Below are 13,649 nucleotides of genomic sequence, written 5' to 3'. Positions count from 1 at the left end.
CGAAACTGCCATCCGGGCCTTTTCGACTGCTACGCGAGCGTGCGTTTAGCGGCGCCCGTGATCGTGACGTCCATCGTGGCGGTTATCGCCTCTTCCGTCGCGCCGCTCATGATGACGTCCGTCACCCTGACGCCTGTCATGTTGTTGCGCACCGCCCCTGTGGCGATCCGGACGCTTCCAGCCACGCTCCGGCGGACGCATACCCTTGGGGGCCTGATAGCCCGAGCGCCACCATCCCGGCGAACGCTTGCCCGAAGGCGGTGCACGCCATCCCTGACGGACACGCGGGGTGTGGCGATACCAGCGCTGACGCTCCGAATACCAGGGACGGCCGACATAGTGGCGGCCCCAGTAATCCGATGCTGCAAACCGCACCACGGGAATCCGGAATGCGGAGAGACCGACATCGGGCAGCGGGACATAGTCGCCCCGATGATCCAGCGCGATGTATTCGCTGAACACCCAGCCCCGATTGCCGTCCCAGACGATATCGCACCAGGATTCGTCGCGCAGACAGCCCAGCACTTCGATAGGATCGCCTTCCGGAATAACGTCGACGCGCGGAAATTCCGTATCCGGACCTGTCCTGAGGTTCAAATTGACGGTCGAGTATCCGGGCGCTGCCTGCGCCGCGGCGATGCCCATCGCCGCAAACGCGACGACGGCACCGATGATCTTAAATGCTCTCATGCAGGCTCCGTTGAACAAGTTCACACCAACAGGAGATCACGATAAACAACGGCGTGATGATGGCGCTCGATGGGCAATGTGTAGCCCGGACAAATTTAGGGAGTCTCAGAAGGCTTGCCGCGGAGCGGCGGAACACTGAGCGTGCGCCGCGGCGCGCCTTGAACCTCGAAAAGAAGACGGAGCAGCTCTCGCTGCCTCGCAAGAAAAAAGGCCGGCTCCGCGATACGGAGCCGGCCATCCATCCATGACGCGATGGAAACGTCGCGATTAATCGCAGTAGTAATCGAAATCGCGGCACGCACGACGCGAACCGTTGGCACAGCGATAATCGAGCGAACGGCAGCTCGAACGCGCGCGGCGATAGTCGCGGCGATCTTCGGCACGCGCGGCTTCCGAAATGATGGCGGCAGCCGCAGCCGCACCGAGAATGCCGATGGCTGCATTGCGGCCACGATGCCGGCGGCGAACCTGATGGACTGCCGTACCTTCGATGGCAGCGGCCTTGCCGACGGACGAAGCACCGCTCCCGAGCGCACCCGCGGCGCTGGAGGGGCTAACGGAAACGAACACGAGGCCAAACGAGGCCAGTGCGATTGCGAGATACTTCTTCATTTGACGGTGCGCTCCTTCGCTTGTCGGATGTCCACCTGATACACGACGTCTGAAAAGATACCGTTTCCTAGGTCCGGACAGTTGAACCCAATATGAACGGGACTTGGAAACGGTTTGGGATTCGGCTCCATACAACTATGCCTCTGCGGCCACCGTATGACGGGGCAAGGATTTGCCGGCTGAAGACGCTCTCTCATTCAAGCCTGCCGCCCCGGACATGGTTCCCGACGCCCACGGCGAGGCTTTGAAATTACAGCACTATTTCAAAAAATCCCCCGTCCATCGTCGCGCAACGCAACGTAGACGGCCGGGATGATGAGCACCGTCAGCAGCGTCGAGGACAGAAGACCGAATAACAGCGATATGGCGAGCCCTTGGAAGATCGGGTCGGCGAGAATGACCGCGGCTCCGATCATGGCCGCGAGCGCGGTGAGCAGGATCGGCTTGAAGCGGATCGCGCCCGCCTCCAGCAAAACCTGCCGCAACGGAACATCGCCTGTCCGGCGCTCCCGGATGAAATCGACGAGCAGGATCGAGTTGCGCACGATAATGCCGGCCAGCGCGATAAAGCCGATCATCGACGTCGCCGAGAACGGCGCGCCCATCAGCCAGTGGCCGATCATGATCCCGATCAGCGTGAGTGGCACCGGCGTCAGGATGACGAGCGGCAGCGTGAACGAGCGGAACTGTGCCACAACGAGAACGTAGATCCCGAGCAGCGCCACCGCGAACGCCGCGCCCATGTCCCGGAACGTGACGTAGGTCACCTCCCATTCGCCGTCCCAGAGCAGCACGGGCCCCGCCTCGCCGTCCGGCTGGCCATGAAAGCGCACCTCCGGCTTCGGAAGCGCCCCCCAATCCTTGCTTTCGATCAGGGCCTGCACGGCAATCATGCCATAGATCGGCGCTTCGTACGCACCCGCCAACTCCGCCGTCACCATCTCTGCCGGACGTCCATTCCGCCGGAAGATCGTGGGAGAGGCCTCCTCGCGGGAGATCGTCACAACGTCGCCGAGTTCCACGACTCCGCGCTCCCCCGGCAGGGCATTGGCCGGAACCGGCGTCGACAGCGCGGCCTGCGTGATGGCAAGATCGTTCTTAGGTAGCCCAACGGCGATCTCGACCGGATGACGGCCTCCGCCCTTATGGGAATATCCCACGGCGACGCCGCCCAGATAGGTGGAGATCGTATCGTAGACGTCCCGCTGCTCGACCTTATGATATTCGAGGTTGTCCTGATCGATCGCGATTCGAAGTTGTGGAGCACCCTCGCGAAACCCAACATCCACATCGACGATATAGGGCACCGCTCGGAAGATCTCTCGAATCTCGCGCGCCACCGCCCGGCGCTGCTCGGCATCGGCTCCATAAATCTCGGCAAGCAGCGTCGCGAGAACCGGCGGACCGGGAGGCACTTCGACCACCTTCATGACGGCCCCCTCCGGCACCGGCAAGTCTCGCAGCAACTGGCGTGCGTGAAGCGCGATGTCGTGGCTGGTCCGCTGACGCTCGTCGTTGTGCGCGAGATTGACTTGCAGATCGCCCTGATGCGCCCCGCTGCGCAGATAGGAGTGGCGCACGAGACCGTTGAAGTTGAACGGTGCCGCAGTGCCGGCATATGCCTGGATGGACACGAGTTCGTCGAGATTCTGAAGACGCTCCGCCGCCGCGGCGAGAACCCGATCCGTATCCTCCAAGCTCGCACCGGGGAGGAGATCGACCACGACCTGAATTTCGGACTTGTCGTCGAACGGAAGCAGCTTGACCGTCACCGATTTGGTGGCGAACAGCACGAGCGAGAAAAGCGTCGCAAGGCCCACCGCAAGAAGGAAGAGAAGCGCCCTGCGTCGTGTGGCAATGAGCGGCCGCGCGACCGCCTCATAACTCCGGCCGAGCCATCCTCCGCGATCTCCTTCTTCCGAATGGCCGCCACCGTTGCCGCTGAGCCGCACCATCAGCCATGGCGTCACGATCACCGCAACGAAGAAAGACAGCACCATGGCAGCAGATGCGTTCGCAGGAATGGGGCTCATGTAGGGCCCCATCAGGCCCGAAACGAACAGCATCGGCAACAGCGCCGCGACGACGGTGAGCGTCGCGAAGATGGTGGGGTTCCCCACTTCCGCAACCGCGTCGACGGCGGCGAAGATCCGGCTGCGGCCATCGTCCATCGACCAATGCCGCGCGATGTTCTCGATGACGACGATCGCGTCGTCCACCAGGATCCCGATGGAGAAAATGAGCGCGAAAAGGCTGACGCGGTTGATCGTGTATCCGAGAAGCCAGGAGGCGAACAGCGTAAGCAGGATCGTCACGGGGATGACCACGAGCACGACCGCCCCGGCACGCCAGCCGATGCTCAAGCCCACGAGAAGAACGATCGAGATCGTCGCCAACCCGAGGTGAAAGAGAAGCTCGTTTGCCTTTTCGTTCGCCGTCTCCCCGTAGTTCCGCGTGACGACCACCTCGACATCGGCGGGCAGAAGGTGATCCTTGAGGCCCTCCACGCGCTCAAGGATACGCGCCGAGAGAACCACCGCATTGGCTCCCGCCCGCTTCGCCACCGCCAGCGTGACGGCCGGAACGCGGCGAAGCTTACCATCGTCCTCAGCCGTTATGTGCCATGCGCGATGTTCGAGCGGCTTCGCGCCGACGACGACATTGGCCACGTCGCCCACATAGACGGGACGGCCATCGCGGGTCGTCAGCAATAAAAGGCCGATGTCGGGGACACCCGCCAACGTCTGCCCGGCAGCCACTGCGAGGCTTTGACCCTGCTCGCGCACGCGCCCGGCGAGAAAAGAGCGGTTCGCATCGCGAACTTTGGCGACGAGTTCGGAAAGCGTCACGCCATGGAGAGCAAGCTTTTCCGGCACCGGCTCAACGCGGATCTGGTCCGGACGGCCGCCGACGATGTAAGTCAGCCCGACGTCGTCGAGCTTCGCGAGTTCGACCTGAAGGCGCTCCGCCAGATGAAAGAGGGCGTTGTCCTCGTAACGCTCCACGCCCGGCTTGGGCGCGAGGGTGAGCGTCGCAATGGCGACATCGTCGATACCGCGCCCGACGATCAGCGGTTCCGGGATTCCGAGCGGAATGCGATCGTAGTTGGCACGCACCTTCTCGTGTACGCGCAAGATTGCATCGTCTTGAGATGTTCCGACGAAGAAGCGCGCGGTCACGAGAACGCGATCGTCATCCGTATTCGAATAGACGTGCTCGACCCCGTTTATGGCCTTGACGATGGTTTCCAGCGGCTCGGTCACGAGCTTCACCGCATCGTCCGCCTTGAGCCCGTCCGCCGTCACGAGGATGTCCACCATCGGCACGGAGATCTGCGGCTCCTCTTCGCGCGGCAGCGCCACGAGCGCGATCAGGCCAAGAACAAAACTGGCCAGCAGAATGAGCGGCGTCAGCGGGGATTGAATAAATGCCCGCGTCAAAAATCCCGAGACGCCAAGCCGGCTGTTGGGCGTCATGGCTGCACCAGCCGGTCGCCTGCGGTCACGCCCGCCAGGATTTCGACATCCTCGCGTCCGTCCTCACCCCGGACGGAGCGGCCCGTCTGCACAACGGCATCTGTGAACCTCCCGCTCTCCCCTTCGAGGTGCACGAAATCGAGCCCGAAACGACGGAAGACGTAGGCGCGCGGAACGACGTAGGCGCGCCTCTTTCCGGCCGAGATCCATGCCAGCACACGCTCGCCGACGAAGTAGTCGCCGAGGCCTGCAACCTCCGCATCCGCGATAACACGTCCGTTTTCGAGTTGCGGATAGACCTGCGTGATACGGCCTGTCTTCAGCGCCGCCTCCGAAAGCCCGAGACCACGCGCGCCCAAAAGAACCGCATCGCCCGCCTTCATGAAACGAGCATACCGCTCCGGGAGTTCGAGACGAAGGAGATAGCCACCGGCCGCCATCGTCGCAACGCTCTCTCCCGGCAGCACGACACTGCCTTCGGTCACCGGAACTTTGAGAACGCGGCCAGACGTTGGAGCCAGCACCTCGCCCTCTTCGATTTCGGTTTCCGCCACCGCGCGCTCGGCCTGCGCCGCCTTCAAATCGTTCACTGCGACGTCATGGGCCGTCCGCGCCTGATCCACGCGCGATTGCGGCGAGACGCGCTGCTGAAGCAGCGTCGTCGCTCGCTCAAGCTCGACGCGCGATGTCTCGACACGAGAGCTTGCGGCCACGATCCGCGCTTCGATCGCTTCGATCTTGAGCGCGATCTTGGGATCGACAACAAGCGCAAGCACCTGGCCTTGCCGAACGGCATCGCCCTCGTCGATTTTCAAGGACGTGACCGTCCCCGGCGTACGCACACGGGCATGAACGAGATCCCGGCTCCGGACAGTGGCATACACCGACTTGAGATCGTCGACCTCCGTGGCAAAGATCGGAAACGAGGAGCCCGAACCGCGCTCCGCCGCGTGCGTCACGGCTGTGGCCGAGAGCACAAGGGCAGCGCACGCCCACGCCGTTCCGGCAGACGGAATCATGAAACATCCTTTTTTGGCTGAGCGCCCGAGGCGGCGCTTGACATAAACATAAGCAATATCTAAATTAGCAATTATGAATATTCAAGACCTCGAAGCCAACAGCGAAGCCGCGGCCGAGTTTCTCAAGGCGCTCGCCAACCGCCATCGTCTGATGATCCTGTGCGAGCTGCACAACGGCGAGCGCTCGGTCTCGGCGCTGGAAGCCGTCGTTCCTCTCAGCCAGTCGGCCCTGTCGCAACACCTCGCCAAGCTACGGGAAGGCGGCTTCGTCGCAACCCGGCGCGAAGCCCAAACGATCCACTACAGCTTGGCCGACGCTCGCGTCGCTCGCCTCATCGGCGTGCTGCACGATCTTTTCTGCGGACAAGCCACACCCAAACGTCGGAGGATTTCGAAATGACGATCGACCGCGCCGTGCTCGCGTTCGCGGGCAGCATGATTTTACTCAGCCTCGCCCTCAGCCACACTTACAGCCCGTATTGGCTGCTTCTTACCGCCTTTGTCGGGATCAATCTGCTTCAGGCCGCCTTCACGCGGTTCTGCCCCCTCGCCTACGTTCTGAAGCGGCTCGGCGTCCGTTCCGGCGGCGCATTCTCCTGCTGTGATACGCCATGACAACGCATGGATCGCTCGTCGCAGCAGCGATTGAAACGCCCCGTTCTCGATGGATGCCTCGTGCAGCGCTCCTGATCGGGCTGACCGTTGCAATAGCCCCGGCACAGGCATGGGCGGACAACCCTCCGCCCTTCGAAACGGGCGGCAATCTTGCTGCGGCCCGCGCCGCGGCGAAGGATCTTGGCGAAAATTTACGCTCCGAACTCATCGCCGCATTGAAGGCGGGCGGCCCCTCGGCTGCGCTCGGCGTTTGCCGCACCGTCGCGCCCTCTATCGCTGAGAACGCCTCCAAAACGCATGACCTGACCGTCGGTCGAACGGCGCTCAAAGTGCGCAACCCGGATAACACGCCCGATGCGTTCGAACGACGCGTCCTGGCCGACTTCGTGCGAAAAGCTGCGGCCGGAAGCGATCCGGCGACACTCGAACACGCAGAGATCGCCACCGAAAACGGCAAAAGCACCTTCCGCTACATGAAAGCGATTCCGACCGCGGCAGAGCCGTGCTTGGTCTGTCACGGAAGCAATATCGAAGCCAGCCTCAAGGCGGAGATATTGGAGCTCTATCCCTCCGACGAAGCGACGGGTTTCGTCGCAGGCGAGCTCAGAGGCGCATTCACCGTCCGCCGGCAAATACGATGACGGGCGTCGGCCGGGGGGAAACTCACCTCCGAACGCGGGCGCTGAGTATAGGCCTTGGGATTGGGCCGCAGAGCCTGGGGACGTAAACAAAAAGAAAGATCAGCCAGCCCGCCATCCACAAAATTGCGGATACGCGGATCGGATCTGGCGTGAGAGAAGGCGCGAACGGCGCCGACACCCGAACAAACGCTGAAATCCAGACCAGCGCGAAAGCGAGCGCCAGAGGCTTGCCCAATAGGAGCATATCGCCCCGCCGCACCATGATCGCGCGCGCCATGATCGCGAGGATCGTCGCTCCCATGGCACCCATCGCCAGCGCATGGATAGCGTCCGACAATGCGATCCACTCCGGCCGGATCATTGCGAGCCCAACCAGAAACAGCCCTGCCGGCAGCCAGATCCAGGAGAGGTGTAACAGAAGAAGTGCGGGGTAGCGGCGAACCTCCCAAGTCTTCCAGCCAGCCGTTCGCAAAAGATGCAACGCGCCCGACAAGATGAAAACGCCCCCTGCCACAGGATCACGCGCAACCACCATAAGCAGGCCACCGGCCGCAAGCGACACCGTCGCGAAGACGGATAGAACCGAACTGTCTCTCACGGACATCCGCACCCGTTGCCGCTCTAGCCAGCTTCGGGTGAAGGCGGGCACGGCGCGCCCGCCAACGAGCGAAAGCAACACTGCAAAAGACAGAACGATGACGGCGGCGCCATCCGGTGGAACGGCATGCCGATAAGCTTGGAACAGAAAGAAGAGATCGCTCGAAATCAGCACGCCCATAGCAAGGACAAGCCACGCCCTCGACCAAATGCGAAGCACAGCGATCTTCCAGATCAGCAGGCCGGCCAACGTGACAAGATAAGCCTGCGTCCCCACCATAAGAACGGCGTAAGGCAATAGCCCCGCCCAGAAAAAGCTCAGGCGCGAAAGAACCCATAGAGCGCACACCGCCATCGTGAGACGCGGCGCGACGGGGCCTTGCTGCGTCCAGCTTGGCAAAGACGTAAGAAGATAACCCCCGACGGCGGCTCCACCCATGCCGAACGCCAGTTCGTGCGAGTGCCACGCCACCGCGTCCGGCCCGACCCGGTGAGGGGCGAGCCAGACAAGAGGCACGACGAAAGCAGACAAAGCCGCAAGCAGGAACAGCGGGCGATGCGGCGCCTGCCAGAACGCACAGGATGTCCGCATCCACCCTCGCAATGCTCATGCTTCAACAGATCGCCCGTAAATCTATGATATCCTCCGAATGCAAGACTTCACGGAAGTCATGTCCGCGCCCGATCGGTTTGGCGGCTAACGGGCGACCGTCACCGGACAGGGCGCGCGGTTCACGATGTCCGCCGACACGGAGCCGAGAACCATGCGCTTGACGGTGGTCTTCCCACCGGAACCGATAACGATGTGGTCGTACCCGTGTTCTTCCGCGAATTGGGAAATCGCCCGCGCCACGTCCCGGCTTTCCGTTTCAAGCGTCTCGACCTTTTCGGCACCCGCCGCTTTCGCCTCCGCGGCCGCATCGTCCAGAAGCTTGCGGACTTGAGGCCCCGTCCACAGACGCGCCGACGCATCGCCACGGAGGTAGCCGCCGATCAACTCGTTAACGGCGAGCAATGTGAGGTTCGCAGCCGTGGCGGCTGCCAAGGCTCCGGCCAGACGGGCCGCAACTTTGCTGTGCTCGCAATCGTCCACCGCGCATAGAATCTTTTTCATCCAAGCGTTCCTCTCTTATGCGATTGCCGAAATCGCATAATCCTAGAGGCCGCCCGCCGCACGGCAATTGAGGCTCGTCAAAGTTGTACGGGTTGAAATCGCCCCCGCGATTCCACCGAAATCGGAACGGCTCTAGTTATCCACGAGGTCTCGATACTCCACATCGTTGCGCTGTGGGCGCAAACCAAGCATGTGGCAAATCCCGTAGACGAGATCGGCCCGGTTCAGGGTGTAGAAATGGAATTCGGTCACACCGCGGTCCACCAAGCCGAGCACCTGTTCCGCAGCAAAGGCCGCAGCCGCGAGCCGTTGCGTCCCACGATCGTTTTCCAGCCCCTCGAACCGGCGCACCAGCCACGCCGGAACGCCAACGCCCACTCTAGATGCCATGGCGGCCACGTGCTGGAAGTTATGGATCGGCAGGATCCCTGGAATGATCGGGGCGGTGATACCGCGAGACCGCGCGCGTTCCTCGAAACGAAGAAAGCGATCCGTATCGAACGCGAATTGGGTGATGATGCGCGTCGCACCCGCATCGATCTTCGCTTTGAGTACTTCGATATCGGTAGCCAGCGTCGTAGAATCCGGATGCCTCTCCGGATGGGCGGCCACCGTGATTTCGAAGTCCGCAACGGCCTTCAAGCCCTCGACGAGATCCACCGCGCGCTCGTAGCCACCGGGCGTCGGCACGTAACGCTCGCCAGGAGGCGGATCTCCGCGAATGGCCACGATGTGGCGCACGCCAAGGTCCCAATACATTCCGGCAATACGATCTATTTCGGCTCGCGTAGCGCCGATACATGTCAAATGCGCGGCCGGATGGAGTGTCGTCTCGCGAAGAAGACGCGCAATGGTCGCGTGCGTACGCTCCCTCGTCGATCCTCCCGCGCCATAAGTCACGGAGACGCTCGTCGGCCGCAGCGGTTCGAGCCGATGAATGGACCGCCAAAGCGCCTCTTCCATGACGGCCGAATTGGGCGGAAAGAACTCGAACGAGACATCGATATCCCCCCGTTCCAGAAAGAGGCTCTTCCGCTCCGGCCGCGAAGGAAAGCGCACCAGATCCGCCTGCTCAAAGGCCATCGTCTTCTTGCCTCGAATCACCTTGATCGACCCTCACCGTGACGTGCGAACCGGCGCCGCGAACGCACCCTCGCGCCTCGCCCGCTCGAACCCGTGTTCGTGCACGCGCAGAACGTGCCCCGCGAGATAGAGCGACCCGAAAATCAGGACACGCCCGGGCTGGCGCATCCCGGCTTGAGACAGACGGAGCGCCTGGACGACACCGCTCGTCGGGATCACGTCGAACCCTTCCCGGGATGCGACCCCGGCAAGATCCGCGGCCGAAAACGCGTTAGGCTCATCGGGGATAGGTACCGTGTAGACACGCGAGACGCGTCCCCTGAAAGGCGCGATGACGGACTGCGCATCCTTGGCTTCCATCATTCCCCAAATCAGATGCACATCACGCGGATCGCGCGCGGCAAGCTCGTCGAGCGCCTTGGCGATGACGCAGGCCGCGGCCGGATTATGTCCGCCGTCGAGCAGAAGCTCGGTGCCGCGGCTCACACAGGCGTTGAGATCGCCGTCATCCAGGCGCTGGAAACGCGCCGGCCACGTCGCCTCGCGAAGGCCGTGTTCGAGCGCGCCGACCGAAACGCCCTCGTCGAAGAGAACGCATGCGGCAGCGATAGCGAGCGCCGCATTCTCCACTTGATGCGCGCCCGCCAAGTGCGGCACCGGCAGATTGATCAGCCGGGCATGAGACTGGAACAGAAGCCGTCCGTCTCGAACGCTGACATCGAAATCGCGTCCGAAGACATAAAGCGGCGCGCCCACGGCTTTCGCCCTCTCCGCGATCACGGCGAGCGCTTCGGAGTGCTGGCGACCGACGATGCACGGCACGCCAGGCTTGATGATCCCGGCCTTTTCCCGCGCAATCGCCGCGATCGTCCCGCCTAGGAAAGACACGTGATCGATGGAAATCGGCGTGATGACCGTCAACTTCGGCTGCTCCACCACGTTGGTGGCATCGAGCCGCCCTCCCAGTCCCGTTTCGAGAAGCAGGAGATCCGCCTGCGCCTCCGAGAATGCGAGAAAAGCCGCAGCCGTCGTGATCTCGAAATGCGTGATCGGCCGTCGACCGTTCGCATCCTCGACGCGCGACAGGTAATCCACCAGCGCATCCTCGGAAATCGGCGCAGCGCCCGTCTCGCCGGCCAGCACGATCCGCTCGTGAAAGCTGACGAGATGCGGCGAGATATAGGAATGCGTGCGGCAGCCGAGCCCTTCCGAAATAGCGCGTAGGAACGCGATCAACGATCCCTTGCCGTTGGTGCCTGCCACATGCACGACGGGCGGCAACCGGCGTTCGGGCGAACCGAGCGCCTCAAGGAGGCGCTCGATCCGCTCCAGCGACAGATCGATCGATTGCGGATGCAGTCCCATCAGGCGCGCAAGGAGGAGCGTGCTGACGGGAGCCGCCGCAATGTCGACGTCACAGGTTGTCTGATACAAACTTGTAGACATGCTCTTTGGCCTCGTGACCCTGTTTCAAGAGCTGACCGATCTCCGCCGTGATTTGCGATTTGAACGCATCGTCTTTGATGGACGGCAGATTGATCCGAACGTTCATGATCGCGCCTTCCAGGCCGGCGTACGCCTGCTGGGACGCCACGCCGAGATCGCTCAGCGCATTGCTGTTGGACTTGCCGAGAAGCGACTGGCTGAGTTCCAACACGTCCACGCATTCTTTTGCGATGGAGAGCGGAGATTGAACCGCCTCCTTGTATCCGTTCTGGATGGCAGCCGTTCTCTTCTGCTTATCGTCGTCCGTCTCCTTGGGGAGCTTGAACGCGGCCATGACGGCGTTAAACGCCTCGGTATCGAGATCGACACGCCGCAGAAGCCCGGCCGCGAGCGCATCGGCCTTGGGCAGCGCCGCGTTGAGCTCGTCCGTGAAGGTCTCATAGCCCTTCTTGCCGATGCTGAGCCGGCATACCATCGCAACCAGCTCTGCACCGAGTGCGCCGGACAGCGCCGCAACGCTACCGCCGCCCGGAGCGGGCGCGTCCGAACCGAGGATGGCGCCGAATTCTTCTAGGGACATTTTTACAAGCATGAGTGCCTCTTTCTTCTCCGTGCAAATCGCAAACGTAAGCCGTTGGGTGGCGGCAGGATGGAACTTTCAGAACAGGCCTTCGATCTGGCCTTCGGCGTTGAGCTGGATGGTTTCCGCGGCAGGGACGCGCGGCAAGCCTGGCATGGTCATGATCTCTCCGCAGATCCCGACCACGAACCCCGCACCTGCCGACAAGCGCACTTCGCGGATGGGAAGCTCGAAACCGACTGGCGCGCCACGCTTGTTCGGATCGGTAGTGAACGAGTACTGCGTTTTCGCGATGCAGACGGGCAAGTGTCCGTACCCGGCCTCCTCCCACTGCGTGAGCTGATCGCGAACTTTTGCATCCGCCTTCACCGAATCGGCGCGATAAATCTCCTTCGCGATGGTTTCGATTTTCTCGAACAGACCGATGTCCTCCCGGTAGAGGGGCTTGAAGTCCGCCTCCCCCGCTTCGCAGATGTCCACGACCTTCTGCGCAAGCTCAGCCGTGCCTTCCGATCCCCGTTCCCAGTGACGGCAAACGATTGCGGAAACACCCTGGCTCGCCGCATACGCCTGGAGCGCTTCGAGCTCCGCATCCGTATCTTTGGCAAAGTGGTTGATGGCGACGACGGCGGGAACGCCGAATTTCTTGACGTTCTCGATATGCCGTCCGAGGTTGGCGCAACCCGCCTTCAGAGCCTCGACGTTTTCCACGCCGAGATCGTCCTTCTTCACGCCGCCATTCATCTTGAGCGCTCGAACGGTCGCGACGATGACAACGGCTTTCGGCTTGAGACCGGCCTTCCGGCACTTGATGTCGAAGAATTTCTCGGCACCCAGATCGGCTCCAAAGCCCGCTTCCGTCACGACGTAGTCCGCAAGCTTGAGCGCCGTCTTCGTTGCCATCACGGAATTGCATCCGTGCGCGATGTTGGCGAACGGCCCGCCGTGGACGAACGCGGGATTGTTCTCCAGCGTCTGCACTAGGTTGGGCAGCATGGCGTCCTTAAGGAGCACGGTCATGGCCCCATCCGCTTTCAGTTCCCGGCAGTAAACCGGAGACCGATCCCGCCGATACGCGACGATCATATCGCCGAGACGCTTGCGAAGATCGTCGAGGCTCGTCGCAAGGCAGAAAATAGCCATGACCTCGGACGCCACCGTGATATCGAAGCCCGCGAGCGCCGGGTATCCGTTGGCGACGCCGCCGAGCGAGGTCACCGTCTCGCGCAGAGCGCGGTCGTTGATGTCCAGCACGCGCCTCCATACGATGCGGCGCGTGTCGATATCGAGCGCATTCCCCCAATAAATGTGGTTGTCGATCATCGCGCTCAGAAGATTGTGAGCGGCCGTGATGGCGTGAAAATCCCCGGTGAAGTGGAGATTGAGATCCTCCATCGGTACGACTTGTGCGTAGCCGCCGCCCGCCGCGCCGCCCTTCATGCCGAAACAGGGGCCGAGCGAAGGTTCGCGCAAGCAGATCATCGCACGCTTGCCGATGCGGTTGAGACCGTCGCCGAGACCGACCGTCGTCGTCGTCTTGCCCTCGCCCGCAGGTGTGGGCGAAATGGCGGTAACGAGAACCAGGTTGCCGTCCGGCTTCGAATCCAGATTGCCCGCGTAAGCCGCGCTGACCTTTGCTTTGTGCGGCCCGTAGCGAAAAAGATGCTTTTCCGGAATGCTGACCTTGCCGGCGATCGTCTCGATCGGCTCGAGAGCGGCAGCGCGCGCGATCTCGATGTCGCTCGCAACCTTGATGCTCATAGCCTGTATCCTCTG

The 13,649-nt window shown here is 62.4% G+C and carries 13 protein-coding genes; 3 read left to right on the top strand and 10 right to left on the bottom strand.

From position 1 onward, the window contains the following. Positions 1-45: 45 nt before the first annotated feature. From W911_RS17220 to W911_RS06105, 4 genes are all read right to left on the bottom strand, one after another. On the bottom strand, positions 46-690 hold the full coding sequence (locus W911_RS17220; protein WP_023786655.1) for an SH3 domain-containing protein: 645 nt from the start codon (positions 688-690) through the stop codon (positions 46-48). 267 nt (positions 691-957) lie between these two features. Then, positions 958-1,302: a hypothetical protein gene (locus tag W911_RS06115; RefSeq protein ID WP_023786653.1), complete on the bottom strand. Its 345-nt coding sequence runs from the start codon at positions 1,300-1,302 to the stop codon at positions 958-960. Positions 1,303-1,565: 263 nt separating this feature from the next. Continuing rightward, entirely contained in the window at positions 1,566-4,778 is a 3,213-nt protein-coding gene (locus tag W911_RS06110) for an efflux RND transporter permease subunit (protein WP_023786652.1), read from the bottom strand. Next, positions 4,775-5,797: an efflux RND transporter periplasmic adaptor subunit gene (locus W911_RS06105; RefSeq protein WP_023786651.1), complete on the bottom strand. Its 1,023-nt coding sequence runs from the start codon at positions 5,795-5,797 to the stop codon at positions 4,775-4,777. The genes W911_RS06110 and W911_RS06105 overlap by 4 nt, the downstream gene beginning before the upstream one ends. Before the next feature lie 73 nt (positions 5,798-5,870). Between W911_RS06105 and W911_RS06100 the strand changes: the two genes are divergently transcribed. Genes W911_RS06100 through W911_RS06090 form a run of 3 tightly spaced genes read left to right on the top strand, consistent with a single transcriptional unit; the run spans position 5,871 to position 7,053 of the window. Continuing rightward, on the top strand, positions 5,871-6,197 hold the full coding sequence (locus W911_RS06100; RefSeq protein ID WP_023786650.1) for an ArsR/SmtB family transcription factor: 327 nt from the start codon (positions 5,871-5,873) through the stop codon (positions 6,195-6,197). Then, the gene (locus W911_RS06095) at positions 6,194-6,412 is read left to right on the top strand and encodes a YgaP family membrane protein (protein WP_023786649.1); all 219 of its coding nucleotides are present in this window, start codon (positions 6,194-6,196) and stop codon (positions 6,410-6,412) included. The genes W911_RS06100 and W911_RS06095 overlap by 4 nt, the downstream gene beginning before the upstream one ends. A gap of 53 nt (positions 6,413-6,465) precedes the next feature. Continuing rightward, positions 6,466-7,053 carry a Tll0287-like domain-containing protein gene (locus W911_RS06090; RefSeq protein ID WP_023786648.1) on the top strand — a complete coding sequence of 196 codons (588 nt, stop codon included), beginning with the start codon at positions 6,466-6,468 and terminating at the stop codon, positions 7,051-7,053. A gap of 22 nt (positions 7,054-7,075) precedes the next feature. Here W911_RS06090 and W911_RS06085 read toward each other — a convergent pair whose 3' ends face one another. The 6 genes from W911_RS06085 to W911_RS06060 all read right to left on the bottom strand — a co-directional run bounded on the left by W911_RS06085 (position 7,076) and on the right by W911_RS06060 (position 13,634). Continuing rightward, complete coding sequence (locus W911_RS06085) at positions 7,076-8,242, bottom strand: NnrS family protein (protein ID WP_023786647.1); 1,167 nt, start codon at positions 8,240-8,242, stop codon at positions 7,076-7,078. Positions 8,243-8,347: 105 nt separating this feature from the next. Beyond that, positions 8,348-8,764: a universal stress protein gene (locus W911_RS06080; RefSeq protein ID WP_023786646.1), complete on the bottom strand. Its 417-nt coding sequence runs from the start codon at positions 8,762-8,764 to the stop codon at positions 8,348-8,350. Between the two features lie 132 nt (positions 8,765-8,896). After that, on the bottom strand, positions 8,897-9,847 hold the full coding sequence (metF, locus tag W911_RS06075) for a methylenetetrahydrofolate reductase [NAD(P)H] (RefSeq protein WP_023786645.1): 951 nt from the start codon (positions 9,845-9,847) through the stop codon (positions 8,897-8,899). Between the two features lie 33 nt (positions 9,848-9,880). Beyond that, entirely contained in the window at positions 9,881-11,293 is a 1,413-nt protein-coding gene (locus W911_RS06070; protein ID WP_081717654.1) for a bifunctional folylpolyglutamate synthase/dihydrofolate synthase, read from the bottom strand. Next, positions 11,262-11,885, bottom strand: coding sequence for a cyclodeaminase/cyclohydrolase family protein (locus W911_RS06065; RefSeq protein ID WP_023786643.1), 624 nt, complete (start codon positions 11,883-11,885; stop codon positions 11,262-11,264). Before W911_RS06065 ends, W911_RS06070 begins: the two co-directional genes overlap by 32 nt. 66 nt (positions 11,886-11,951) lie before the next feature. After that, positions 11,952-13,634 carry a formate--tetrahydrofolate ligase gene (locus W911_RS06060; RefSeq protein WP_023786642.1) on the bottom strand — a complete coding sequence of 561 codons (1,683 nt, stop codon included), beginning with the start codon at positions 13,632-13,634 and terminating at the stop codon, positions 11,952-11,954. Between the last annotated feature and the right edge of the window lie 15 nt (positions 13,635-13,649).

It is taken from the genome of Hyphomicrobium nitrativorans NL23 (assembly GCF_000503895.1).
In the GTDB taxonomy this organism is placed as follows: Bacteria; Pseudomonadota; Alphaproteobacteria; order Rhizobiales; family Hyphomicrobiaceae; genus Hyphomicrobium_C; species Hyphomicrobium_C nitrativorans.
Note: the sequence above shows the minus strand (reverse complement) of the source record. Positions and strands in the feature narration are given on the sequence as shown.